At 72.7% G+C, this 23,959-nt stretch carries 21 protein-coding genes; 6 read left to right on the top strand and 15 right to left on the bottom strand.

Going from position 1 to position 23,959, the window contains the following annotated elements; all coding sequences use genetic code 11:
* Positions 1-44: 44 nt before the first annotated feature.
* Complete coding sequence (locus ACLQ22_RS30720) at positions 45-1,277, top strand: trypsin-like serine peptidase (protein ID WP_425695386.1); 1,233 nt, start codon at positions 45-47, stop codon at positions 1,275-1,277.
* A gap of 66 nt (positions 1,278-1,343) precedes the next feature.
* Here ACLQ22_RS30720 and merB read toward each other — a convergent pair whose 3' ends face one another.
* Positions 1,344-2,009 (bottom strand): organomercurial lyase, encoded by a 666-nt coding sequence (gene merB / locus ACLQ22_RS30725; RefSeq protein WP_425695387.1) that lies wholly within the window; start codon positions 2,007-2,009, stop codon positions 1,344-1,346.
* A gap of 277 nt (positions 2,010-2,286) precedes the next feature.
* The gene (locus ACLQ22_RS30730; RefSeq protein ID WP_425695388.1) at positions 2,287-4,155 is read right to left on the bottom strand and encodes an ABC transporter ATP-binding protein; all 1,869 of its coding nucleotides are present in this window, start codon (positions 4,153-4,155) and stop codon (positions 2,287-2,289) included.
* Between the two features lie 195 nt (positions 4,156-4,350).
* On the opposite strand from ACLQ22_RS30730, the gene ACLQ22_RS30735 reads away from it, so the two are divergent.
* From ACLQ22_RS30735 to ACLQ22_RS30745, 3 genes are all read left to right on the top strand, one after another.
* A complete protein-coding gene (locus ACLQ22_RS30735) occupies positions 4,351-4,848 on the top strand; it encodes a pyridoxamine 5'-phosphate oxidase family protein (protein ID WP_425695389.1) in 498 nt (165 codons plus the stop codon).
* A 233-nt stretch (positions 4,849-5,081) separates the two neighbouring features.
* Complete coding sequence (locus ACLQ22_RS30740) at positions 5,082-5,849, top strand: RluA family pseudouridine synthase (protein ID WP_425695390.1); 768 nt, start codon at positions 5,082-5,084, stop codon at positions 5,847-5,849.
* Positions 5,850-6,169: 320 nt separating this feature from the next.
* Positions 6,170-7,120 carry an alpha/beta fold hydrolase gene (locus tag ACLQ22_RS30745; RefSeq protein WP_121397644.1) on the top strand — a complete coding sequence of 317 codons (951 nt, stop codon included), beginning with the start codon at positions 6,170-6,172 and terminating at the stop codon, positions 7,118-7,120.
* On the opposite strand, the gene fxsT is transcribed toward ACLQ22_RS30745, so the two are convergent.
* From fxsT to ACLQ22_RS30810, 13 genes are all read right to left on the bottom strand, one after another.
* Positions 7,114-11,025, bottom strand: a complete 3,912-nt coding sequence (gene fxsT / locus ACLQ22_RS30750; protein ID WP_425695391.1) for an FxSxx-COOH system tetratricopeptide repeat protein — start codon at positions 11,023-11,025, stop codon at positions 7,114-7,116. The two genes, ACLQ22_RS30745 and fxsT, sit on opposite strands and share 7 nt — an antisense overlap.
* Positions 11,022-12,233, bottom strand: coding sequence for a TIR-like protein FxsC (locus ACLQ22_RS30755; RefSeq protein ID WP_425695392.1), 1,212 nt, complete (start codon positions 12,231-12,233; stop codon positions 11,022-11,024). Before ACLQ22_RS30755 ends, fxsT begins: the two co-directional genes overlap by 4 nt.
* Positions 12,220-12,897, bottom strand: coding sequence for a TIR-like protein FxsC (locus tag ACLQ22_RS30760; RefSeq protein WP_121397646.1), 678 nt, complete (start codon positions 12,895-12,897; stop codon positions 12,220-12,222). The genes ACLQ22_RS30755 and ACLQ22_RS30760 overlap by 14 nt, the downstream gene beginning before the upstream one ends.
* A gap of 77 nt (positions 12,898-12,974) precedes the next feature.
* Entirely contained in the window at positions 12,975-13,772 is a 798-nt protein-coding gene (locus ACLQ22_RS30765) for an aminoglycoside N(3)-acetyltransferase (protein WP_425695403.1), read from the bottom strand.
* Positions 13,769-16,105, bottom strand: coding sequence for an FxsB family cyclophane-forming radical SAM/SPASM peptide maturase (locus ACLQ22_RS30770; RefSeq protein ID WP_425695404.1), 2,337 nt, complete (start codon positions 16,103-16,105; stop codon positions 13,769-13,771). Before ACLQ22_RS30770 ends, ACLQ22_RS30765 begins: the two co-directional genes overlap by 4 nt.
* Positions 16,106-16,347: 242 nt before the next feature.
* Positions 16,348-17,250, bottom strand: coding sequence for a DUF4231 domain-containing protein (locus ACLQ22_RS30775; RefSeq protein WP_425695393.1), 903 nt, complete (start codon positions 17,248-17,250; stop codon positions 16,348-16,350).
* Between the two features lie 74 nt (positions 17,251-17,324).
* Positions 17,325-17,774, bottom strand: coding sequence for a SitI3 family protein (locus ACLQ22_RS30780; RefSeq protein ID WP_425695394.1), 450 nt, complete (start codon positions 17,772-17,774; stop codon positions 17,325-17,327).
* A 14-nt stretch (positions 17,775-17,788) separates the two neighbouring features.
* The gene (locus ACLQ22_RS30785) at positions 17,789-18,124 is read right to left on the bottom strand and encodes a hypothetical protein (protein WP_425695395.1); all 336 of its coding nucleotides are present in this window, start codon (positions 18,122-18,124) and stop codon (positions 17,789-17,791) included.
* A 275-nt stretch (positions 18,125-18,399) separates the two neighbouring features.
* The gene (locus ACLQ22_RS30790) at positions 18,400-18,927 is read right to left on the bottom strand and encodes a DUF6244 family protein (protein ID WP_425695396.1); all 528 of its coding nucleotides are present in this window, start codon (positions 18,925-18,927) and stop codon (positions 18,400-18,402) included.
* A 95-nt stretch (positions 18,928-19,022) separates the two neighbouring features.
* Positions 19,023-19,541 (bottom strand): DUF6098 family protein, encoded by a 519-nt coding sequence (locus ACLQ22_RS30795; RefSeq protein WP_425695397.1) that lies wholly within the window; start codon positions 19,539-19,541, stop codon positions 19,023-19,025.
* Positions 19,542-19,626: 85 nt separating this feature from the next.
* A complete protein-coding gene (gene trpS, locus ACLQ22_RS30800; RefSeq protein WP_425695398.1) occupies positions 19,627-20,685 on the bottom strand; it encodes a tryptophan--tRNA ligase in 1,059 nt (352 codons plus the stop codon).
* An 86-nt stretch (positions 20,686-20,771) separates the two neighbouring features.
* Positions 20,772-20,948 (bottom strand): hypothetical protein, encoded by a 177-nt coding sequence (locus ACLQ22_RS30805; RefSeq protein ID WP_199729260.1) that lies wholly within the window; start codon positions 20,946-20,948, stop codon positions 20,772-20,774.
* Between the two features lie 41 nt (positions 20,949-20,989).
* A complete protein-coding gene (locus ACLQ22_RS30810) occupies positions 20,990-21,439 on the bottom strand; it encodes a PRC-barrel domain-containing protein (protein ID WP_425695399.1) in 450 nt (149 codons plus the stop codon).
* 284 nt (positions 21,440-21,723) lie between these two features.
* On the opposite strand from ACLQ22_RS30810, the gene ACLQ22_RS30815 reads away from it, so the two are divergent.
* Both ACLQ22_RS30815 and ACLQ22_RS30820 read left to right on the top strand, forming a co-directional pair.
* Positions 21,724-22,191, top strand: coding sequence for a hypothetical protein (locus ACLQ22_RS30815; protein ID WP_425695400.1), 468 nt, complete (start codon positions 21,724-21,726; stop codon positions 22,189-22,191).
* A 546-nt stretch (positions 22,192-22,737) separates the two neighbouring features.
* A complete protein-coding gene (locus ACLQ22_RS30820) occupies positions 22,738-23,001 on the top strand; it encodes an SCO4848 family membrane protein (protein WP_425695401.1) in 264 nt (87 codons plus the stop codon).
* Positions 23,002-23,959 lie beyond the last annotated feature (958 nt).

The following is a 23,959-nucleotide window of genomic DNA, read 5'->3' on the forward strand; positions in this document are numbered from 1 at the left end:
GGCTGCAAGCACGTCTGGGTGCTGGTTCCTCGGAGGGAGCGACGATGAAACATGCCATGCGCCGCCTACGAACGGCGGCGGTCGCGCTCGGCGCCTGCACACTCGGGCTGAGTCTGATGTCGGTACCCGCCGCCGAGGCGTACTCGGTGCAACCCCTCGCGCCGCAATCCGAACGGGCACCCGAATCGGATCAGTTCTCGGCGGAGGGCGTCACCACGGTCGGTGAACTCCGCACCGTCACCGGCACGCTGTCGTCCGCCGGGGACGGCCGGACGCAGGTCATCCGGCACCCCGGTGCGTCGTACGTCAAGGTGCACTTCAACGCGCTGCGACTGGCCCACGGCGACTACGTCACGGTGTCGAGCCCCGACGGCCGGGAGAGCTACCGGTACGACCGCTACCTGAACCGGGCGACCGGCTCGGACTACACCACCGACGGACAGCCGGGCTTCTGGGCGATGTCGGTGGAGGGCGACACCGCGGTGGTGACGATGCACAGCAGCCGCGCCTCCCGTGGCAACGTCGCGACCATCGACCGGTTCTGGCGCGGCTACGACCGCGCGGAGATCGCGCAGCACAACCTCTCCACGCAGTCCGTCTGCAGCACCGACGCCCGCCGCGACGTGGTCTGCTACCAGAACAGCCACCCGACCGAGTACGCGCGCGGCAGGGCGGTGGCGCGGCTGCTGATCAGCGGCGGTGGGATGTGCACCACCTGGCGGGTCGGCAACACCAACCGGATGCTGACCAACAAGCACTGCTTCTCGACGCAGGCCGCCGTCAGCGGCAGCGAGATGCAGTTCAACTACCAGTGCGCCACCTGCGGCGGCTCGAACCCGGGCGCCGGCACCAAGGTCAGCGGCGCCACCCTCTACAAGGTGAGCAGCGGCGGCTCCGGCGAGCTGGACTACGCCCTGTACTCGGTGAACAACTTCACCAGCATCCAGAGCTTCGGCACGCTGTATCTGGCGACGACCGCCACCACCACCGGCACGCGGATGTACATCCCGGGGCACGGCGACGGTAGCCCGAAGCGACTGTCGATCTACGAGGACACCCAGAACGGTGCGACGTGCACCGTGAAGAACGCGAACTACAACGCCTCCAACATCAGCTACAGCTGTGACACCTCCGGCGGCAACTCGGGCTCGCCGGTGCTGAACTCCAGCCACCGGGTGATCGCCCTGCACCACCTCGGCGGCTGCCCGTCGAACCAGGGCGCGAAGGCGCACGTGATCTACAGCCAGATCGCCAGCCTGATCGACAACAACGGCTGACGACGACTGACGACGACGGGCCGTCGGGGCGCGACACGCACCCCGGCGGCCCGTCCGCGCGCTCGCTCACTGCCCCCAGAACGGGCCGGTCAGTCCCACCGAGGCGAAGTAGGCCGCTGCTTCCGAGGGCTCCCGGCGGCGGTAGGGCGTGTCCAGGCGTCCCTCGTACCAGCGGGAGGCGAGACGCCACAGGGCCCCGATGCCGAAGACCGCGCCGCGCTCGTGCCCGGACCGGCGTAGCCAGTTGTCGACGCACGAGGGGGAGCAGAAGATCCGTTGGTGCGCGCAGGTGTGTACGACGTCGTCCCAGGCACGCGAGACGGGCACGAGGAAATGCGCCACCTGCTCGCCCGCCGGCTCCTCCGAGCGGGTGACCACCCAGGCGTGCGGTGTGCCGCACGCCGGACAGGTGGTCGCGACGAGCACGGACGGTTCGTCGGGGACGAGGTGGGGGATGGCGAACGAGTCCCACGCGCAGCCGCCCCACCACAGCGTGCGCTCACACATCACGGAGAAGCCGAAGTTCCGGGCGGCGAACGGGTGGGCGAGCACGATGCGCCCGTCGGCGTCGAGGGCGAGGTGCCGGGCGGCAGCCAGCGCCTCGATCGCGTCCTCGACGGCCGGGTGATCGAGCCCGGTGTCCTTCGCGACGGCACTTACCGTCGGGAGCTGCCCTGTCCGTGCGAGGGCGCGGTAGACGGCCAGGCGAACGCTTTCGTCCCGATCTGTCACCCTGCACCCCTCGTCATCCTGGTGCCACGGCGCATGACTGCGGACGGCGGCAGTGGCCCGCGGTGCCTATCCTCGCGGCCATGGGAGCTGTCAAGCCGTGGCACATGTTCGTCCTGACTATCTGCTGCGTCCTGCCGGCCGTGGCGGCGGTCGTCGGCGGGGTCCTGGCGGCCCGCCGATCGCGCAACCGGCGCTGAGCGGCGGGCGCGGCGGCCTCCGTCCCGCTCGGTGAGGGCAGGCAGGCGGAACCCGCTGCCCGTGAGCACGGTGGCACACGTCAGGCCGGCACCGGTTGGTCGAACTGGGTGCGGTACAGCTCGGCGTACCGGCCGCCCCGGGCCAGCAGGTCGGGGTGCCGGCCGCGTTCCACGATCCGGCCCTGTTCGAGCACCAGGATCTGGTCGGCGGAGCGGATCGTGGAGAGGCGGTGCGCGATGACCACACTGGTCCGCCCGGTCAACGCCTCACCCAGCGCTGCCTGCACCGCCGCCTCGGACGTCGAGTCGAGGTGCGCGGTGGCCTCGTCGAGGATCACCACGCGCGGGCGGGAGAGCAGCAGCCGGGCGATGGTGAGCCGCTGACGTTCGCCTCCGGAGAGGCGGTACCCCCGCTCGCCCACGACCGTCTCCAGGCCGTCCGGCAGCGAGCGGATCAGGTCGGCCAGCCGGGCGCGACGTAGTACGTCCCACAGGTCGTCCTCGCTCGCGTCGGGTCGGGCGTAGAGCAGGTTGGCGCGGATCGTGTCGTGCAGCAGGTGACCGTCCTGGGTGACCACCCCGAGGGCGTCCCGGACCGAGTCGCCGGTCAGGTCGCGGACGTCGCGCCCGGCGAGCCGGACGGCGCCCTCCTCCACGTCGTACAGGCGCGGCAGCAGTTGCGCGATGGTGGACTTGCCCGCGCCCGACGAGCCGACCAGGGCGACCATCTGCCCCGGCTCGGCGCGGAACGAGATCCCGTGCAGCACCTCCTCGCCGCCGCGGGTGTCGAGCTTCGCCACGTCCTCCAGCGAGGCCAGGGAGACCTTCTCGGCCGACGGGTAACCGAAGCGGACGTCGTCGAACTCGACCGCCACCGGCCCGTCGGGCAGCGGCCGGGCGTCCGGCCTGTCCTCGATCATCGGCTTGAGGTCCAGGATCTCGAAGACCCGCTCGAAGCTGACCAGCGCGCTCATGATCTCCACCCGCGCGCTGGCGAGCGAGGTCAGCGGCGCGTACAGGCGTGACAGCAGCAGGGCGAGCGCGACGACCGCGCCGGCGTCGAGCTGCCCGCGGATGGCGTACACGCCGCCCAGGCCGTACACCAGCGCCAGCGCGAGGGAACCGACCACGGTGAGGGCCGTGATGAAGACGGTCTGCAACATGGCGGTACGGACGCCGATGTCGCGCACGCGCCGCGCGCGGGCGGCGAACTCGGCGGACTCCTCCGCCGGCCGCCCGTAGAGCTTGACCAGTGTGGCGCCGGGCGCGGAGAACTTCTCGGTCATCCGGGTGCTCATCGCCGCGTTGAGGTCGGCCGCCTCCCGTTCGAGCCGGGCCAGCTTCCGGCCCATTCTCCGCGCGGGCAGCACGAAGATCGGCAGCAGCACCAGCGCCAGCAGGGTGATCTGCCAGGAGAAGGTCAGCATCACCGCGAGCGTGAGGAGCAGCGTCACGGCGTTGCTGACCACGCCCGAGAGCGTGTCGCTGAACGCCTGCTGCGCCCCGATCACGTCGTTGTTGAGGCGCGAGACCAGGGCGCCGGTGCGGGTACGGGTGAAGAAGGCGACCGGCATCCGCTGCACGTGGTCGAAGACGGCGGTCCGCAGGTCGAGGATCAGGCCCTCGCCGATCCGCGCCGACTGGTAGCGGGTGAGCAGCCCCAGCCCGGCCTCGGCGAGCGCGATCAGGGCGATCGCCACGGCCAGCCGCACCACCGTCGCCGTGTCGGTGCCGGAGACGATCGCGTCGACCACCCGCCCGGCCAGCACCGGTGCGGCCACGGTCAGCACCGCGGCCACGACGCTGCCCGCCAGGAACCACGCGAGCAGGCGGCGGTGCGGGCGGGCGAAGCCGCCGATCCGCCTGAGGGTCGCCTTGGAGAAGGGTCGCTGGTCACGCTGATGCATCGCGTGGTGCAGGGACATCCACGCGGTGACTTCCATGCTCATGCCGCGAACCTAGGACCTGGAGCGAGGTTGAGGTCAAGCGAATTCGTCCCCTGTGGAGGCGGGACTGCGGGGCGGTCGAGGGGCGTGCCCCTCCGACACTCCGCGGCGGCGGCGTCCGTCCGCGCGCGGACACCGTCACACTGGGATACTCTCCGTGCTGCTCCAGTCACGATGTCGTCGTTCGAAGGGGAACCCATGGTGGACCGTGAGCCGGTCGCGGAACCGTCCTTTGCCAGCGAAGACTCCAAGCCGATGCCCTGGTCGCAGGCGCGTGAGCGGCTGACGGAGGCGGGAGAGTTCTTCCTGTGCACGGTCCGGCCGGACGGCCGGCCGCACGCCGTGCCGCTGCTGGCCCTGTGGCTCGACCGGAGCATGTACTTCTGCTCCAGCGAGACCGCCCACAAGGTCGACAACCTGGCCGCCAACCCGCACTGCGTCCTCACCGTCGGCAGCCCCGAGCTGGACCTCTCGATCGAGGGCACGGCAGCCCGGATCAGCGACCCGGCGACGATCAAGCGCGTCGCCGAGGCGTACGGGGAGAAGTACGGCTGGGAGGTGACCCCGGTCGACGGTGGGATCGACGGCGACGGGATCGGCCCGTCGCCGTACATCGTCTTCGAGGTGACCCCGGCCAAGGTCATCGGCATGGACAAGGGGTCCGGCTTCAGCGCGACCCGGTGGCGGTTCGAGTGAGCACGCCGGCCGGGCGCGTCAGCTGAGCGCCGAGGCGTGCCGGCGGGCGGTGCGGTGCAGCCACCGGTAGGCGATGGCGCTGCTCGACTTCGGGGGGCGCCGACGCCGGGTTGATATCCTTCGCCGTGCCGGCCCACCTGGCCGGCTCGACCCCGCTCCCCGCGTCACCGATGTCCCGGGCGCGGCCGTCGGCGACACGGAGCAGTTCAGCACAGTCGAGAGCCGAGGCGATGATGACCACCTTCAGTTGGTCGGAACTTCGGCGCGATCCCATCCACGAGGACGACCACCTGCTCGTGCTCGACAAACCGCCGGGCATCTCCGTGATGGGCGAGCGGCACGCCGAGTCCCTGACCGACCTGGCCGCCGCCGCCGGGGAGCCGGTGCACTGGGTGCACCGCATCGACAAGGTCACCTCGGGGCTGCTGCTGCTGGCCAGGACGCCGTCGGCGCACGCCTCGCTGACCCGGCAGTTCGCCAACCGGGGCGCCGACAAGCGCTACCTGGCCTGGGTCGAGGGGGCGCGGCTGCCCGAGACCGGCACCATCGACCTGCCGCTGCGGCCGGGCCGCAAGGGCACCATCCGGATCGCGGGCGAGCGCGAGGCCATCAGCTACGACGCCGACCGCCGCCGCTTCGCGCTGCCGGAGTCGGCCGTCGACCGCTCCAAGCCCTCCTACGAGTCCCGTACCGACTTCGCCACGGCGCTGGTCAGCGGCGACCGTACGCTGCTGGTGCTCAAGCCGGTCACCGGTCGGCGTCACCAGATCCGCGTACACCTGGCCTGGCTCGGCTTCCCGATCGTCGGCGACCCCCTGTTCCACCGTGGGCAGGCGGACCAGCGGACGTATCTGCACTCGTGGGGCTGCGAGATCACCTGCGACTGGCGGGACGAGCCGCGTACCCGGTTCTGGGCCGCGCCCGGCGAGGAGTTCCTCGACGTCTTCGCCGACGGCCGGAAGCCCCGGCTCGACGACGCGCTCGATGCGCTCGCCGGCTGACCCGGCGCGCGGCGGCTCCGCCGCTCCGGGCGGTGGCCCTCACGGGCGGCGGCCGACGACTGGGCGGACCCGCGCCCGGTCGCCCCGGGCGGACGGGATCCCCCGACGGGCGTCCCGGTCGGCGGGGCAGCCGGAAGTTCCAGCCCAGGTGGGCCGTAGGTGTCGTTTCAGACAGATCCGGCCCCATGTTCCCGCTCGGCATAGCGGCGCGGCGGGCCCGACCATTAGGCTCGATTGTTGAGTGGAGCCGTCCGACATCGTCTCTACTCGATGCCGGGTTGCGAGTATTAGCTGGTAGCGGCACCGAAGGGCAGGACGGAGTGACCCGAGACGGCGAGCCAGGGGCCGACTTCGCCGAACGCGAGGACAGCAGACGCGTGGCGTACGAGGTGACCGGCGCGCCCGACGGCTTCCCCGTCTTCCTGCTCCACGGCACGCCCGGCAGCCGGCGTGGCCCGAAGCCCCGCGGCATCGTCCTCTACCGCATGGGCGTCCGGCTGATCGCCTACGACCGGCCCGGCTACGGCGACTCCGACCGTCGGGAGAACCGCGACGTCGCCGACGCCGCCCGCGACGTCGAGGCGATCGCCGACCACCTGGGCGTGGAGGAGTTCGCGGTCGTCGGACGCTCCGGCGGCGGCCCGCACGCCCTCGCCTGCGCGGCCGATGCCCGCCTGCGCGGCCGGGTGACCCGGGTGGCGGTGCTGGTCAGTCTCGCCCCGTGGAACGCCATCGAGTTGGACTGGGTCGGCGGCATGAACACCGGCAACGTGCGCGGGTTCGGCGCCGGCAGCCCCGACACCGCCGCCGTGGTGGAGGAGATCCGCCAGCGTGCCGAGCGGGCCGCTGCGGACCCACGGCTGCTCCTCGCGGACCTGAAGACGGAGATGAGCGCGGCGGACCGCCGGGCGGTCAACGACCCGGCGCTGCGCCGGCTCATCACCGACACCTACGCGGAGGCGCTCCGCTCCGGGCCGTACGGGTGGATCGACGACGTGCTGGCGTTCCGCCGCCCCTGGGCCTTCGACCTGCGGGCGATCGACACCGCGGCGACGCCGGTCCGGCTGTGGCACGGCGCCGACGACAACTTCGCCCCGGTCAGCCACGGCCGCTGGCTGGCCGCGCAGATACCCGGCGCCGAGATGGAGGTCCGGCCCGGGGCGGCGCACTTCGACGCGGTCGAGGAGTTGCCGCGCATCCTGCGCTGGCTCGTCGACCCCGACCCCGCGCTGAGCGCCGACCTGCTGATCGGCGCGCGGCCCGGTCAGTAGGGGTGCGGGTCGAGTACCCGCCGCACGTACCGCCCGTCGCGGAGCACCACGACACTGGGGTGGTGCTGCCCGACCCGGTTGGCGAGCCGGTCGGCGATCCGCATCCGCCCGATGCTCACCCGGCCGCCGGACAACGCCTGGTTGACGGTCTCCAGGTTGCCCCGGGCCCGCAACGTGTCGGGGTGCTCGGGCCCGAGGACCTCCGCGAGCTGCTCCACCACCGCCAGCAGCCGGTCGCGTCCCCGCTCCGGCTCCCCGGTGAGGATGGTGAACACCGCGACGTTGTTGGCCGCCGCCATGGTGAACGGGTGCTGGTCGCCGAGCGCGGCGATCATCGCCGCCGCGGCCGCCTCGGTGAGCGACAGGCTGGTGCCCGTGTCGCCGGCGTCCCACTGGGCCACGCCCAGGTTGACCCGGCAGACCAGCGAGTACGGGTGGTCGGCGCCGAACACCTGGACGAACTGCTGCTCCACCTCGACCAGCTCCGCCAGGGCCTGCGCGTTCTGCCCCTGCAACATCAGGTTGGCCGTCCGGCTGAGCCGGCTGAGCAGGGTGTCCGGGCTGGCCGGCCCGAGGGTGGCCAGCAGCCGCTGGTAGGTCTCGTCGAGCAGTTGGGCCGCCTCGGCGATCTCCCCGGTGCTGCGCAACGACACGGCCAGGTTGGCCTGCGCGGTGAGCAGGTCACGGGACTGCTCGCCGAAGAGGTTCCGGTAGCCGGTCACCACCTCCCGTAGCAGCGCCACGGAACCCTCGTAGTCGCCGGTCTCCCGCAGGTCGCGGGCGAGGTTGTTGGCCGACACCAGGGTGTTCGGGTGCTCCGGCCCGAGGACGACCCGCAGCCGCCGGTTGGTCGCCTGGTCGCCTTCGAGCGCCCGGTCGAACATGCCCATCAGCCGGTAGGACACGGCCAGGTTGTTCGCCGCGGTCAGGGTCCGCCGGTGATCCTCGCCGAACACCTCGACCGATGCGGCGTACGTCTGCAGGCTGCGCTCCAGAGCCTCCGGGTAGCGGCCCAGGGTGCGCAGGTCCGCCCCGTAACCGCCGGCGGTCATCAGCGTGTGCGGGTGGCTGTCGCCGATTAGCTCCTCCTGCTGGTGCAGGGTGTCCTCGTCCAGCCGGAGGGCCTCGTCGAACCGCCCGAGGCTGCGCAGCACGTTCGCCCAGTTGAACCGCAGGTGCAGCAGTTGGACGCGCAGCTTGCGGTGCTCCGGCCCGTCGGGCGGCAGCTCCGCCAACAGCGCCGACCAGACGGCCTCGGTCTCCCGCGCGTACCGTTCGCCCTGCTCGTACCCGCCGCTGACGTAGATGTAGCGGACCCGGTCGATGACCAGTTGCCGGACGTCGTCGTCCCGGCAGGAGATCGCGTCGGAGCCGTCGAGGTGCGGCCAGAGCATCCGGAACCGTTGCCGGTTCACCGGGTCCTCCACCTCACCCGGAGGTCGCGACCCGGCGAGGATCTGGTGCACCTCGTGCTTGGCCGTGACCAGCTCGTCGTCGGTCATCCGGGCGCGCAGCGCGGTCTGCAGGAGCCGGTGCACCTGCACCCGGTGGGCGTGCGGGTCCAGCTTGATGAGCGCGAGCTTGTTCATCCGCTGCACCAGCGTCGCCGCGATGTCGCGCTCGGACACCCGGTCGGCGACCCGCGCGGCGACCACCGGGTCGTGCGGGGCGATGACCCGCGCCACCCGGTCGCTGTAGAGCAGGTCGAGGGAGATCTCGGGGGCGAGCACCGACGCGAGCTGAAGGAGACGGTACGCCCCCGGGGAACCCTCCCTCAGCCGCTGGAGCGGGAGGTCCCAGACCTCCGTCTCCAGGCCGGTGCGGCGCAGCCCGGCCAGGTATTCCTCGACCGGCGTGCGGGTGTCGGCCAACCACGCCCCGACCGTCGCGACGAAGATCGGCACGTTCTCCACGGCGTCGGCGACCCGCTCGGCCTCGGCGACGCTCATCAGGTGCTCGCCGAGGCGGGCGCGCAGGTGCGCCACGCTCTCCGCCCGCTCGAACTCGTCGACGTCCACCGCCCGCGCCAGGTCACCCCAGTCCGGGTTGCGGGTGGTGACCAGCACGTGTCCGTTGCCCTGCGGCAGGTAGGGCCGGACGTCCTCGTACTGGTCGGCGTTGTCGAAGATGAGCAGCCAGTGCGGCGGCGGGCTGCCGTCGGGGCGGCGCTCGGTCTGACCCAGCCGCTGCCGCAGGGCGCGGTTGGTCTCCGGGATCGTCGTCTGGCTCGGCAGGCCCAGCTCGTCGCTGAGCTCCGTCATGATCACGTCGACGAACTGCGGCGGGTCGGCGGCGACCCACCAGATGATGTCGTACGCGCCCCGGAACCGGTGGGCGTACTCGATGGCGAGCTGCGTCTTGCCGAGACCGGGACCGCCCCGCAGGGCGACCGGGGTGCCGCTGCCGCCCGAGGCCCTCAGCTCCTCACGGAGCCGGCGCAGCAGGTCCTCGCGCCCGGTGAAGCGGGCGTTGCGGGCCGGCGCGTTGAAGACCGTCGCGCGCACCCCGGGGAAGCGGGCGGGGCGCAGGCCGGCCGCGCCCACCGTGCGTCCCACCAGCTTCAGCAGGTGGGTCGCCGCGTCCTCGGCGGTGAGGTCGTGCACGGCCGTCCAACTGCCGACCGGGACGTCCGGCACGGGCGGGGTGTCGTCGACGTGCACGGCCAGCCAGCCCGGCGCGGCCCGGTCGTCACCGGTGCCGGAGCGGGCACGCCAGGCCGCCAGGTAGGCGCGGGAGACCAGCCGGACCTCGCGGACGGCCGTGCCCGTCTGCTCGGGTGCCGGCCCGTCCAGGGAAGCGGTGACCACCCGCAGGTCCGCGGAGTTCAACACGGCCTGCGCCCACTCCGCCCACACCTGGTCCTCGGGCACGTGCCGCAGCAGGATCAGCTCGTCCACGACCGTCGGCTTGCGTTCGAAGCGCTGCACCGTCCGGCGACGCACCTGGTCGTCCATCCGGGGCAGGCCGGTGATCCTGCCGTTGGTGATGTGGCTGGTCAACGTCTCGTACGCGGACAGCAGGGTGGTGCGCCCGCCCGGCTCGTCGCCGAAGGTCGCCAGCGTCTCCTCGTAGGCGTAGTACGCGCGGTAGGGCACCTCGACGGTGAGCCAGTAGGCCTGCCGCTCGCTGTCGGTCATGCCGCCCGGCAGGCCGGCGAACTTCTGCATGGCCAGCGACCGCCCGGCGTCCCGCTTGCCCTTCTCCCCGTCGTCGACCCGCATCGGCACGGGCAGCACCCGCCGGGCCCGACGCCCCTCGTAGTCGCGGACCCGGGCGGCCACCGCCGCGGCGCCGTCGATGCCCTGGTCGCTGAGGGTGAAGCAGTCGACCAGGACGTCGGGCAGGTGGATGGTGCAGATCTCGGCGACGTCGCTGATCCCGGTGCGGCTGTCGATGAGGGCGTAGTCGTAGTGCCGCTTCATGTCCTCGCGCAGCGCGTCGAAGAACTGCGCGCCGCCGAGCCGGTTGTAGAAGTTGTCCCAGTTCAGGCCGGTCACGCTGGTCGCGTAGTCGGGATTGTGCCGCCCGGCCAGGAGCAGGTCGAGGCTGCCGCCGCCAGGGAACTCCCAGCTCACCGAGAACGCGTACCGGTGGACCCGCGCGTACTCCCGGTGCCAGTCGCCGGGCCGGGGGTCGGCGCCGGTCTCCTCGCGCCGGCGGGCGTTCTCCCACTCGTAGTCCAGGATCAGGTCCATGACGCCGCCGGTGGTGGCGACCTGCTCCGCGTCGAGGAACGGGGCGTAGAACCGGTGCAGGCCGGGGGACTCCAGGTCCCAGTCGGCCACGAGCACCCGCTGGCCGTTCGCGGCGAGGATCCAGGCGGTGTTGGCCAGCGCCATCGTGCGGCCCGTACCGCCCTTGTAGGAGTAGAAGGTGATGACCTGCCCTTCGCGCGATGGCGTCATCGCTCGTCCTTCCCTCGCGTCGTGTCGAACGGCCGCACCGGCGGCAGGGTCGCGCCGGACCCCGGCGGTCCGTCGAACGGCCGGGCCGGGCGCAGGCTCGGTCTCGGGGTGACCGGGCCGTCCGGCGGGTCGACCGGACCGTACCGGAGGAACTGCTTGCGGGCCTCGGTCACCAGCAGCGGGGTGCAGCGCTCGAATTCGTCGATCGCCCGTACCGGCATGACCCGGGGGAACCCGGCGGCCTGCAACGCCTCGGAGACCGACTCGGGTGCCGTCGCGCCACGCTCGTGGCCGGCGGCGATGACCAGCGGGACGACCCAGCGGGGCAGGTCGTCCAGCGCCGAACGGATGGCGGCGGCACCGGTCGCGGCGTCCACCAGCACGACGGTGGGGCTCTGCGGCGCCAGGGCCCGGGCCGCCGCCAGGTCGACGACCCGGGTGGGCAGACCGAGCCGCTCGGCGGTCGCGGCGACGTAGTCGGCCACGGCCAGCTCGTGCTGCCCGGCGTAGGGCCGCCAGCGTGCGTGGTCGGTGAGGGTGGTGACCACCAGCGCCGGGCCGACGCTGTCGGGCACCGGGTGGCTGGACAGCGTCGCCGCCCGGGACCGGGCCAGCGGCTGCGTCTCGGTCACCGTGACGATCTGCCTCGCCAGTGCATCGAGGACCCGCCGGTACAGGTCGTGGTAGGCGCTGAGCTTGCAGAGGGCCCGCAGGCCGTTCTCGGCGTAGTCGGCCCGGTCGCCGGCGTCCGGGACCAGGTCGAGGGCCCGGGTCGTCTCCGGCCGCTCGCCCCAGGACGGCAGCGGCAGCCACAGCACCGGCACCAGGTGCCGCTCGGCCTGCGCCGGGGCGAGCCGGGTGAGTCGGCTGCGGAACGACTCGCGTTCGCCCAGGGCCCACGCGTTGCGGAAGTAGTTCGGTGAGTGCAGCGGCACGAAGACGTGCGCGAGGCTGAGCGCGTCGGTGAGCGTCTGCCTGAGGTCGGCTCCCGGGTTGACCTGCCCGTCGAAGAAGCCGGCGTCGAGGTCGCCGCCTCTCGTGGCAGCGTGCCGGACGGCGGTGGCCAGGTCGTTGAAGAACCGGTTGACCCAGTAGTCGGTGTCCGGCCGGACACCGGCCGACAGCGGCACCGAGTGGGCGTAGCTCAGGAAGAAGTAGGTCTCCCGGCGAGAGGCGCCCCGGGGCGGAACGGGGTCAGACCACGTCATGTCCGCCCTCCTCGAACGTGGTGCGCAACTGCCGCACGTCGGCCGGGACCTGCGCCTGCACCCAGTGCGTCCGATAGGCCCGGGCGACCCGCTGCGCCAGCCGCCAGACCACCGCGTCGTAGGCGGCCTTGCCGGTGTCGCCGAGGCTCAGCAGACCGTAGATGCCCTCTTCGTGGTATTGCGGAGCGATCTCCGGGGGCAGCCGGGTGGGGGTGAACATCTGCCTCCGCGACACGGCCGCCGGCAGCCGGCGACGCTCCACCAGTGACCAGTTGACCGGGATGACGGGCGTCTCCCCCGCCGACGGCTCGGCGTCCGGCCGGGTCAGTATCGGCCGGCGGGTGAACGCGTCCCACTCCCGGGCGCACCAGGCGCTGTTGAGGTAGTGAGTGGAGATCAACGGGATGAAGACCTGGCAGTGCCCGGCGGCGAAGGCGAGGTCGTCGGTCCACACCTGCCCGCCGTCGAGCATCCGGTCCATGAATCCGGCCGTACGTCCCGGGCCGAGGCCGAGCAGCTCGACGACATGGTCGGAGAGGTCGACGAAGAGCTGGAAGACCTTCTGGTTGGTGTCCCGGGGCGCCGCGACCTGGTTCTTCTTGTGGGCGTAGCTGAGAAAGAACACGGGGGCGCTCTCGTCCTCCCAGAACGTTCCCTCTGGCAACTGAGGCTCCCGACCGGTGCGGCGACTCCCGACCGTCCACAGTATCGACCGTGGCCAACCCTCCGCTGCCCCGCTCGTCACCGCCGGTGCTCATCCATCCACCCCCGGGCGAAGTCGACGGCCACCCGGATGTCCGTGAGCCGACAGTCGGCGCCCCCGACCGGCCCGCGCCGCACCGCGCCGGCGTCCGTCAGGGCCCGGCCGATCAGCGGGAAGTCGGTGTCGTGGAGATCGAGGGCCCGGAAGTCGCGCCGGACCCGCCGCCCGGCGGCGTCGCGCAGGTAGCACCGGTACGCCCGGTCGGCCGGCGGCCGGCGCAGCCGGTACTCGGCCAGGTGGAACGCCGTGCAGGCCGACCAGTCGACGCCGAGCAGCAGCACCACGGCGTCGGCGGCGTAGAGCGCGCCGAGGGGCGAGCGTTCGCCGAGGTGGCAGTCGAGGTCGTGGACGGCGGTCAGCCGGGCCGCGTCGGGGCCGAGGGCGGCGAAGGAGGTCTGCGGGTGGCGGCTCCGGCACGCCCCCGGCTGCCGGCGTACGTGCTCGGCGAAGATCCCCATGCCCTCGGCGGGGCTGCGCTCCGGGTCGAACGGCACGATGGCCGCCTCCGCCGCCGCGACCCCGGCGGCGTCCAAGCCGGCGGTCGTTACCCGGAACGCCCGCGAGGTGGTGGAGTTGCCCGCTGTCTGCGCCGGTACGACCACCGTGCCCGACGCGCCCAGCACGTCGGACAGGGCGGCCAGCAGCGCGGCGGGGCCGCCCGCCACCCGACCGACGCGGGACAGGGCGCAGTGCACCAGCACGGTGGCACCCGGCCGCAGTCCCAGCGCCCGCAGGTCCGCCGTCAGCGTGTCCCGCCGGAGCGGGCCGGCGGTCACGCCCACCCGTCCGCGGTGGCGCGCATCCCCCGGACGAACCGCTCGCCGGCGGCGGTCAGCGCGCCGAGGCCGAGCAGGGCGTCGAGGGCCCCGTCGGTCCAGTCCCGGTAGCGGCGGAAATGGCCCCCGGCGGCCGACCCGGGGCGGTGGCGCCACACGTCGGCGACCGCCAGGTGGGCGTAGGCGCCGTGCAGCACGCCCTCCACCGGGCGTGGGTCGTCCCGCCACGGCACGCGCAGCGTCCGGGTGTCGTCGCGGTCGAACAGGTCGCAGACGTCCAGCACCGCGCTGAGCTTGAGGTGCTGCACCTCGTGCACCAGCAGCACGGCGAGGGTGGCGTCGTCGGGTACGGCCGTGACGGCCACCGCGCCGAAGGCGGCGCCGGCGGCGGCGCTGCGGAACCGGCCGGTCGGTTCCGCGCGCAGCGGCACGACGGCCCGCAGCAGGGTGCGCACCCCCGCCGCGTAGCCGACGGCCTCGGCGTCGATCCGGCGCACCGCCCGCTCCACCTGCCGCGTCCACCGCGGCGCTGCGGCGCCGGACAGCCGCGGTTGCACCGGCAGGTCGTAGCAGTCCCGGTGTGGATCGGTGTCCTCCACCAGCAGCCGGTGCCCGTCGATCCGGACGCATCGCACCGGCAGCCAGCCGTCCGGCCCGTCCTCGCCGGCCGGGTCGCCGTCGCGGTCCGCGTCGGCGGTGACCCGCCGGCCGGCGAGCCGCACGTCGCCGTCGTCGGTGACGAGCCGGACGACGCCCCGCTCGCAGCCGACGGCGAGCGCGCCGAGCGTCGGCAGGCTGACCACCCCGTCCCGCACCGGGACGGGCAGGTCGGCCCGGACCCGGGCGCGGACTGCGGCGGCCGCCGCCACGCAGGCCAGGTACGACAGCTCGGCCGCCCCGTCCCGGCAGCGCCCGGCCCACCGGCGCACGAAGGGGTGGGTCAGCACGGCGCGGACGGCGTCGGGGTGCGCGTCGTCCAGGTGGACCAGTAGCCGCCACCCCTCGGCCGCCACCGGGTCGCTCGCGGCCCGCTCGCTGAGCGCGACCAGCAGGGCGCGCACCAGCGCCAGATGGACGGCGGCGAGCTGCGCGGCCGAGCCCGCCGTGCCCGCGCCGGTGGCGAGGTCGTCGAGCACGCGCGGGCTGAGCTGGTCGGCGGGCCCGGCGGGCTCGTCGCCGACCGGTGCCGCCGTCACCACCCGGACGAGTTTCAGCAGGTCCGGGCAGTAGACGGACGGGTTGTCGAAGCCGTCCCCGGCGCGGTACCGGTGGGCGTAGAGCCCGCCGCCGCAGTGCCCGACCACCGGGCACGCGCGGCAGGTCGCGCAGAGACCGGCAAGACCGGTCTGCCGTACGGCGATCGCCGGGTGGGCCGCGGCATCGTCCACCCGGTGGCGGAAGACGTCCAGACCGGTGGCCGCCGCGCCGTCGAAGGCGGACTTGAGCGAGTCGACCTGCTCGAAGGTGCCGTCGGTCTCGACGACAACCAGGTCGGCCGGGCCGAGCCCGACCGCCTCGCTGCGGCTGCCGTGCCCGGACGCGGTGGAGAGCAGGGACTCCAGCAGGCGGATCGGCACCGGACGCCCGTCGGCCAGCCAGCGCCGGTGGACGGCCAGTAACCAGTCGGCGTACGGGGTGGCGAGGCCGTCGGGCCGGGCGGGCGGGTTGTCCCAGTTGGCGTGCGGCAGCAGGAAGTCGACGTGCGGCGGCTCCTCGGCGAGCAGCGCCTCGTACACCCGGATCGGGTCGTTGGCGAGGTCGACGGTGCAGAGGATGCCCGCGTAGCTGCTGCGGTACGCGGGGCTGCGCAGCAGCGACAGCGCCCGCAGCACCTGGCGGTGGCTGCTCGACCCGTTGGCGTGGCGGCGGTGCCGGTCGTTGGCGGCCCGGTCGCCGTCGAGCGAGATCCCCACCTTGACGTCGTGGGCGACCAGCACGTCGCAGGTCGTCGGGGTGAGCAGCACACCGTTGGACTGCATCCGCAGGTCGAGCCGAGCCACCGGGCCGATGACGCGCCGCAGGGTGGCGGCGGTGGAGTCGAGCCGGGCGGCGCCGGCGAGCAGGGGCTCGCCGCCGTGCAGGACCACGCGTACGGTGTCGAGCCGGTGCGCCGCCGCGTGCTCCGCGATCCGCTCGGCGACGGCCGTCACCGTGGCGGGGTCCATCACCCGGGGCTGGCGCCGCCAGGACTGGTCGGGGTGTTCGTAGACGTAGCAGTGGTCGCAGGCGAGATCGCAGCGGCTGACCAGCTTCAGCACGTACTGCGTCAGCGGGGCGACGTGCCCGGTCGGCTGCCCGTCCGGCTCAGATCGCAGAGCTGAAGGCCGCGACATCGACACGCGCCGGACGATCCTCCCTCCGGCCGGCCACGTGCGCGACGGACCGGGCCCGGTCGAGGGAGATCCGGCCGAGCGGGGTACGCCGGAGGTCGTCCAGTGGCGGCGGGGTCGGATCGGGCTGGCGTACGGTGCGCTCCACGTCGGTTCCCCCATTTGGAGTCGGGAGTGGACGGACGCCGCCCACAACGACGGTCAACGACGACTATCGACGATGCTATATGGCACAACCTGTGATGTCACGGCTGCGCAGCGCCATCCTGCTCGATCATCCTGGCCATCCAGCCCTCGTTGGACAGCGAGATGATGCGCTCCGCCTCGGCGACGAACGCGTCGTCGTCGGCCCAGCCCAGCCCGGCCTCGCGGACCGTGCGAAGCCGGGTCAGCTGGTCGGCGGTGCGGGCGTACTCGATCTGGTGGTGCTCGTACTGCTGGGCGGAGCCGTAGCCGACCAGCGCCGTGGTCACGGCCGCCGCGACACCGATCCAGGCGGTGAGCCCGAGGTTGTCGCCGAGCACCCCGACCGTCGCGGAGACCAGGGCGGCGACGATCGTGAGCCCCGTCGCCGCGTACCGGACCCGCCTCGCGGCGCGGGCCATCCGGCGGGCCGCCGGCAGGTAGTAGCCGTCGACCTGCCGCTGGATCCGTTCCGTCACGTACGTGGCCACGTCGGAGACCGCCGGCAACGGGCGGGCGGCCGGCGGCGCGTCCAGGGTGCGGCCGACCAGGTCGCCGGCGTCGTCCATGAGCGCGTCGAACCGGCCGAGCAGGACGGCGTCCCGGTCCGCGCCGCCGAACGGGGCGACCCCGGCGAGGTAGCGGTAAATGTCCGCCTTCAGCGCCTCGGAGACCGAGCGGAGCCTGGTCCACGCGTGCACCGCGTCCCGGGAGGACCACCGGGCAGCCAGCGGCACCACGAGCAGCGCCGCCGCCGCGACGATCGCGAGCGCCCGCCCCGCACCGGGATGGGCGTGCCCGAGCTGGTTGGCGAGGGTGCCGCACACGGCGGCCCCCACGGTGAGCGCGGCGATGGTCAGCCGTGCACGTGAGATCGCACGCTTGGCCTCGCCGGACGCCTGTGACCAGGCAGCCTGCCGCTGCCAGACCGTCGCGACCGCTGCCGGGACATCGAAGTTCGCCACGACCCGATGGTAGGACGGCCGCGCCCGCGCCAGGGGGACGCGAAATGGCCGGAGCCGACCCGGCGGCGGGCGGGTCAGCGGGGCAGGAAGCTGTCGTACGCCTCGTCGTACCAGTCGGCCTCGTTGTGCCGGCGGATCGTGCCGTTCACCCGGGTCAGCATCAGCCAGTTGTCGTTGAGCACCAACGCCGCGTCCTCGGGCCGGCTGGCCAGCACCCGGCCCACGGTCCGCAACATGCGCGGCCTGCCCTTGTCCATCAGCGTGTCCTTGTGCATGTGAAAGTCGATGTCGGCGTAGGTCGCCGGCTCCCACTCCCACGCGACACCGCCGTCGTCCTCGGCCCCGTAGTAGCCCTGGCTACCGGCGACGATGCTGACGGCGTATCCGCACTCCTCGTTCAGGTCGGCGCTGAGCATCCTGTCGCCGGAGTACGTCGTCGTCTCGGTCGCCTCGGGGGCGACCAGCGCCGCCAACTGCTCCAGCGGGACGTCGCCCGCGAGCGTCAGTCGGTAGGTGATGGACATGTACTCGGCCTTCCTCAGTCCCGCCGCACGATCTCGACGATCGTGCCGCTCCGTGTGACCGCCACCAGTTCCTTCAACGCCGGTACCGGCCAGTCGCCGAACTGCTTGTGCAGGGCGGCGAGGTCTCCACGCCAGTCCTGGAGATTCAGCATCACGCGCTGGGTCTGCTGCCGCTGGACCTTCCTGGTCACCGCGCTCCAGACGGACCGTGGTGGCGCTGAGGAGGTGGGAGCGTAGCAATCGAAGACGAGCCCTTCGATCAGGTAATCCGGTGATCTGTTCTGATCGACGATGTCGCCGCTGTTCAGCCGCGCATGCATGATCTCCTGCCGGGTCGGGTTCTGGTGCACCCGGTAGCCCTGGTAGGCGACCTTGTCGGCGGTCTCGTTCTCCAGTTCCAGGCTGCGGCGTTCCGTCGGTCTCTCCTTCGCCGGGATTCGGGTGCGTGGTCCGGTCGGTGCGCCGCCGGAGGCGCCGGTGGCGGGCCTGGTCCAGGGCGCAAAGTCGTGCGTGGGGCCCTCGTGCCCAGGGCCGTGGTCGGCGGTGTCGGTGTCGTCCGCCGAGGAGGCGGTGGGGGCGGGGTCTGTGGTGGTGGGGCTGGTCGGGGTGGTGCCGCCAGCCCCGGTCAGTTTCCCGCCGACCCCAGTTGTCGGGCCTCGGCGATCGCCGTCTCGACCGCCTGCCGGGCGGTGGTGGTGCGTTGGACGACCAGCGTCAGGACCTGCGTGATCTGCTCCAGGGACTGGACGAGGGGTCCGGGTTGGCCGCCGTGCAGGACGGTGGTGACGAGCTGTCGTGTCTGGCCGACCTGGGCGATGGTGGCGGCGGCGGTGTCGCGGATGCCGTCGACGGCGTGGTGCACGGGTGCCAGGCCGGTGATCGTCTCGTGCGGGCTGGCTTCCTGCGGGACGGCCGCGGTGTTCTTCGTGGCCTCGCCGATCGTGGTCGCGAGGCTGCCCAGGCCGCCCCGGACGGTTGCGATGCCGTCGCGTACCCGGGTGAGGCCCGCCGCCACGGCGGCAAAGCCGGCGCCGGCGGCGCGAAGGGCCACTTCCTGCGCCTGGTTGTCGGCGGCGGACGCCAGTGTCTGCGCCCGGTTGACGCCGGTCGTCAGGGCGCGCAGTTCCCCGGTGATCTTCTCGATGTGTGACACGCGGCCGACTTCCCCGATCGACGACGGTGCGGTACCCGAAGCTGAAACCTAGCGACAACCGCCCCGGGCCACCAGAGAGTTCGGTCCGGGGCGGATCAGTCGGCCCGGTGCAGCGGTCCCCACTCCGCCGACGCCTGCGCCTCGACCACCCGGTCCGCCTCCCACAGCGCCCGCTCCGACACCCACGCGACCGGCCGGCGGCACCGCACCAGCGGCTCGTTGTCCGGTCCCCGGCCGCGCTGCTCGCCGGCCAGCACCCAGGGACGTACGCCCGGGCCGCGTAGCCGACGCAGGTGGCAGTAGTCGTAGAGCCGGCGGGCCACCCAGAGCCGCAGCGGCCGATCGCCCCACCACGACTCGACGGCGAGCGGATTGGCGGAGAGGCCGGGCAGGTCGATGCCGGTCAGGGCGTCCTTGCTGGACTGCCCGGACCCGTGCTCGCCGGACAGGTCGACGCCGGGACCGCGGGACCACCGGACGTACAACTGCTCGCCGGGGGCCGCCTTCCGCAGCAGGTCGACGAGCTGGTCCAGCTCGTCGACGACCGGCATCACCGCCTCGTACCGGACCACGCCCATGTGTTCCAGATGCCCCGCCCGGAGCCACTCATTCATCCCCGCTGCGACCGCTCCGCACGATCCGGCCCGGTACCGGAGCAGGATCCCCGGTCCCGGGCCGGACGCCGGTCGTACGACCGCTTCAGGCCGGCGTGGCCGTGGCCTTGCGGTGCCGCTCGGCCCGGCGGCGCACCTGCGTGTACGCGCTCGTCAGCCCCATCGCCCGGCGGACCTCGACGAGCGTCTGCCGCACCTCGTGGCGGGTCCGTTCCGTGCCCTCGAAGATCAGCTGGTCGACCAGCCCGGGCTCGGCCTCGATCCGGGCCCGGCGCTCCCGGATCGGGTCCAGGAACCGGTCCAGCGCGACGGCCAGTTTCTCCTTCACCTCCACGTCGCCGACCCGCCCGGCCCGGTAGCGCTCCTTGAGGTCGTCGACCTGCGCCCGGTCGGGGTTGAAGATGTCGTGGTACGCGAAGACCGGGTTTCCCTCGACGGTGCCGGGCACGTCGGCGCGGATCCGGTTCGGGTCGGTGTACATGCCCATCACCGCGCGGCGGACCGTCGCCGAGTCGGCGGAGAGCGCGATCGTGTTGCCCAGGCTCTTGCTCATCTTCGCCCGGCCGTCCGTGCCGACCAGGGTCGGCGTCTCGGACGCGATCGTCTCGGGCACGGGGAACACCTCACCGTAGAGGTGGTTGAAGCGCCGGGCGATCTCCCGCGTCACCTCCACGTGCGCCGCGTTGTCCTTGCCGACCGGAACGACCTGTCCCTTGACGCAGAGGATGTCGGCGGCCTGGAGCACCGGGTACCCGAGCAGGCCGTACGGCATCTCCTCCTTGCCGGCGTCGCGCGCCATGTCCTTGAGCGAGGGCACGCGTTCCAGCCGGGGCACCGTGACCAGGTTCTGGAAGAGGGTGTTCAGGTCGCCGACCTCCGGGATGGCCGACTGGAGGTAGAAGGTGGCTCGCTGCGGGTCGACGCCGGCGGCCAGGATGTCGGTGACCATCTCCCGGGCATTGCCCGCGACCCGCTCGATGTCCTGGCGGGTGTTCCGCGTGGTGAGCATGTGCAGGTCGGCGATGATGAAGAAGCTCTCGTAGCGCTGGTGCAGCCGCACCCGGTTGGCGATGCTGCCGACGTAGTGACCGAGGTGCAGCCGCCCGGTGGGGCGGTCCCCGGTGAGCATCCGTGCAACGGACATGGTGGTACGCCTTTCGTGCCTAATGGACGAGGTGTGCGCGGGCGCGCGCCGGCCGGGGATGTCATCCCGGGCCGGTCAGGGTCGGCTCAGTGAGCCGAACGCCATCGCGCGCCGTCGCGGAACCGCAGTCCACCGGCACGAAGTACGTCGATCATCCGCTCGCGGCCGTCGTCGGAGCGGGTCGGAGAGAGGGTCACGACACCGAGCGGGAGGCCGTCGACCGGGTCGACGACCTCCGGCGCGTAGCTGATCGGCCGGACCATGCCCCCACGGTAGCGGGTCCGACCGTTTTCCGTGCCCGCGCTCAGCCCTGCCGGTAGCTCTCCCGGTAGTAGTCGCCGATCCGGTCCCGGTAGCCGGGCTCGCCGTACGCGTCCGGGTCGAAGGCCGGTGACTCCTTGACCTGCTCGCGGGTGCGGTCCACGTGCACCGTGCGGTCCAGGTGGTCCACCCGCGTCACCGTGCCGGCCGGCAGCAGGACCTTGCGGCCGAAGATCCACGGTCCCGTGTCCACCACCAGCCAGCGGGCGTCGGTGTCGTCGCTGGCCTCGTCGACCGAGCCGATCCGCCCGTCGGTGGCCTCCACCCGGTAGCCGACCAGGTCGAGCGGGGTGCCGGGGCCGGGGGCGTCCGGTCCGTCGCCGCCGGGCTGCGGCCCGTCCGGCGGGGCGGAGTCGGGGCTGGCCCCGGAGTACCCGCCGGCGAGGGCGGACGGGTCGCGCCAGGCCCAGGGATTGAACGTCGACGGCTGCACGGGTCACCTCCGATGACGGTCTGCGCCGGTCCCGGAACCCAGTGCCCCGCCCGCGCCCCCGGGAAACAACACGGCAATTCCTGGTTCACTGAAATGTCTCCGTGCGAAGTACGTCATACTCGCCGACCATCGATGAATGGTGCCGCTGTGCCGCAGGTGGCGGCGACGGGAAATGGGCAGCACACATTGGGCGGGGATGCGGAGTGTCCACCCGGCACATTCGTTCCGTCACCGTGAGACGGCCATTCTGGTGACGCATCTGCCGCAGAAAAAGGGGGACACGGATGTACCGCATCATTCGTCGGCTCGGGGTCGTGCTCGCCGTCGCGCTCGGGCTGGTCGCCGGGGCCGGCGCCGCCGCGCAGGCGGCCGTCGTCAGCCCGGTCACGCCGCAGTCGCTCTGCGGGCTCGGATACACGGTCCTGGACCAGGACCCGATCCGGCACGCAGAGACCGGCGTCCGGCTCGGCACCGTTTACCTGCTGCACAACCCGATGGTCGGCTACGGCTGCACGGTCACCGTCAAGTCCGCCTACGCGGGGGCGCTGACCCGCACCCAGGTCTACCTCGCCGCCCAGTACCTGCCCACCCAGACCGACGACGGCGACAGGCTCTGGGCGGCCGGACCGACCCGGGCGTACGTCAAGGGCGGTTGCATCATCTGGGGCGGTTTCATGGCCGACCCGAGTGGCGCGATCCATTACCACGACCGGGCGAACCCCGCGATCGGTGGCATCGGCACCTGCTTCTGACGGAGTGGTTCGGGAGGCCCGCGATCATGCGGGCCTCCCGTTTCCGGAATCCCGTCTGATTCGCCCACCGCAGTTCCGAAATAGCGAAAGAAACGGTCACTGCTCACCTTTTTCTCCGACCTCCGGCGCCGCCGCGCGCCCGCCTTCGGGCCGGCCGTGGTCGGACTCTCGCCGGGCTCCGTCCGCCTGTTGCGCTTCGACCGAGGCACGGGCCACGACCGCAGGGTGTACGAGTGAAGCCCGCGCCGCGGTCGGCGTACGTGCTCGCCGGCGCGGCGCCCGTGGAGCCGGCAGCGCAGCGACGTTCTTCGTGGGCCGGGACCCGCAGGCGCCGGCGGGGACCCGCCCGTGCCCGGCCTGCGCCACCCGGTCACCTTCCGGCAGCTCCATCACCCCGTGACCGTCGGCGACGCCGGCCCCGGCTCCCGATCGTGGGGTAACCGTTTCCGTTGCGGTCGGTGCCGACCGTGGCATGCCCCTTGACCAGCGCCTCGGGCGCCGGCCGGCCGACCGGCCCGCCAGGTCGCGCTGGCATACTCGGCAGCCATGGTGCTGTCGCGCGGCTGGGCGCTCTTCCTCGCCGGGGTCGGAATCTGGACCTGGGTGATCTGGCCGAGGTTCGCCGTCGCCATCTGGAAGGACCCGCGGTCCTGGTCCACCGGCACGATCGGGGAGTTCCCGGCCACCGGCTTCCTCTGGATCCATGCCCTGCTGATCGCGGCGTCCCTGCTCATCGGCACCACCGTGGGTGTGCTCGGCGTCCGAGCGTGGCGGGCGGCCGGCCGGCGCGCCGACCGCCAGGCACCCTGACCGACGCCACCGGGCCAATCCGCCACCCACCCGGGTGCACCGCCGCCGGGCCACTCCACCGGCCACTGGGTCCACCGCCACCGGGCGGCTTCAGGGCACCCAAGGCCGACCGCTACCGGAGCGCTTCACCGCCACCGCAGCGCTTCACCGCCACCGCAGCGCTTCACCGCCACCTGGCCCGTTCCACGTCGTGGAAGGCGCGCGACGAGCTGGCCACCTCCGCACGCTGGGGAATACCGACGGTCCCTGGCGCGCTGACAACCTCCGTCGGCAACCCTGCGGCTGGCGTGTGCGGATCAGGCGCGACGGCCCCGGGTACGGACCTTCGGCAGGCGGCGACGCTGCCCCGTGGCGGCGCCCTGCCACCGGGACAGAAGCGTCGCGCCGGCGCTGAGCAGGCCATATAGCGAGCGGGAAATGATGTGACCGGGGACGCTACCCCCGGATTTGACGTTCAAACCCGCAGACGCGTAACTTTCTCTCTGCCAGCGCGGAACGGGGCAAACAGGGCGAAAGTCCTGAGGCGCCGAACCGGACTGGTGCCGGGTCGGTCGGGTGTGAAATCCCGGACGACGCGGCCCCGGGCGGGGCTCGCCGGATCTGCCGCGAGGCGGATTTGGCGCAGCGAAGCCGACCGGGTAAGGTTCACGGCCGGCAGGGAACCGGGCGAGCTCGCGGGAAACCGCAGAGCGGCCGGTCTGCCAAATCCGATGATCAACGCGGCGATTCGCTGCTGCGTGCGCTCGTCGGAGCCAACCCGTACGAAGCACGACAGACCGGGACAAACGGTTTGACACGGCGGAGACGGTGAGGTAACGTAGTAAAAGTGCCCGGCGCGAGAGCGGCGGGCGCAGCGAACGAAATGCCCCGGGTCGGGGGCCCCACGGTGTGGGGTTTCCGGGCGGTGTGTGGTTGTTCTTTGAGAACTCAACAGGGTGCTTGATAAGCCAGTGCCAAA

This window comes from Micromonospora sp. DT178 (assembly GCF_049841695.1).
In the GTDB taxonomy this organism is placed as follows: Bacteria; Actinomycetota; Actinomycetes; order Mycobacteriales; family Micromonosporaceae; genus Micromonospora.

Coding starts and splice junctions, on each gene's coding strand:
- ACLQ22_RS30735 (WP_425695389.1), top strand. CDS start 4,351: ATGGTGGACCGTGAGCCGGTCGCGGAACCGTCCTTTGCCAGCGAAGAC.
- ACLQ22_RS30820 (WP_425695401.1), top strand. CDS start 22,738: ATGGTGCTGTCGCGCGGCTGGGCGCTCTTCCTCGCCGGGGTCGGAATC.
- ACLQ22_RS30740 (WP_425695390.1), top strand. CDS start 5,082: ATGACCACCTTCAGTTGGTCGGAACTTCGGCGCGATCCCATCCACGAG.
- ACLQ22_RS30815 (WP_425695400.1), top strand. CDS start 21,724: ATGTACCGCATCATTCGTCGGCTCGGGGTCGTGCTCGCCGTCGCGCTC.
- ACLQ22_RS30730 (WP_425695388.1), bottom strand. CDS start 4,155: ATGAGCATGGAAGTCACCGCGTGGATGTCCCTGCACCACGCGATGCAT.
- trpS (WP_425695398.1), bottom strand. CDS start 20,685: ATGTCCGTTGCACGGATGCTCACCGGGGACCGCCCCACCGGGCGGCTG.
- ACLQ22_RS30780 (WP_425695394.1), bottom strand. CDS start 17,774: ATGTCCATCACCTACCGACTGACGCTCGCGGGCGACGTCCCGCTGGAG.
- ACLQ22_RS30720 (WP_425695386.1), top strand. CDS start 45: ATGAAACATGCCATGCGCCGCCTACGAACGGCGGCGGTCGCGCTCGGC.
- fxsT (WP_425695391.1), bottom strand. CDS start 11,025: ATGACGCCATCGCGCGAAGGGCAGGTCATCACCTTCTACTCCTACAAG.
- ACLQ22_RS30755 (WP_425695392.1), bottom strand. CDS start 12,233: ATGACGTGGTCTGACCCCGTTCCGCCCCGGGGCGCCTCTCGCCGGGAG.
- ACLQ22_RS30795 (WP_425695397.1), bottom strand. CDS start 19,541: ATGAATGAGTGGCTCCGGGCGGGGCATCTGGAACACATGGGCGTGGTC.
- ACLQ22_RS30805 (WP_199729260.1), bottom strand. CDS start 20,948: ATGGTCCGGCCGATCAGCTACGCGCCGGAGGTCGTCGACCCGGTCGAC.
- ACLQ22_RS30770 (WP_425695404.1), bottom strand. CDS start 16,105: ATGTCGCGGCCTTCAGCTCTGCGATCTGAGCCGGACGGGCAGCCGACC.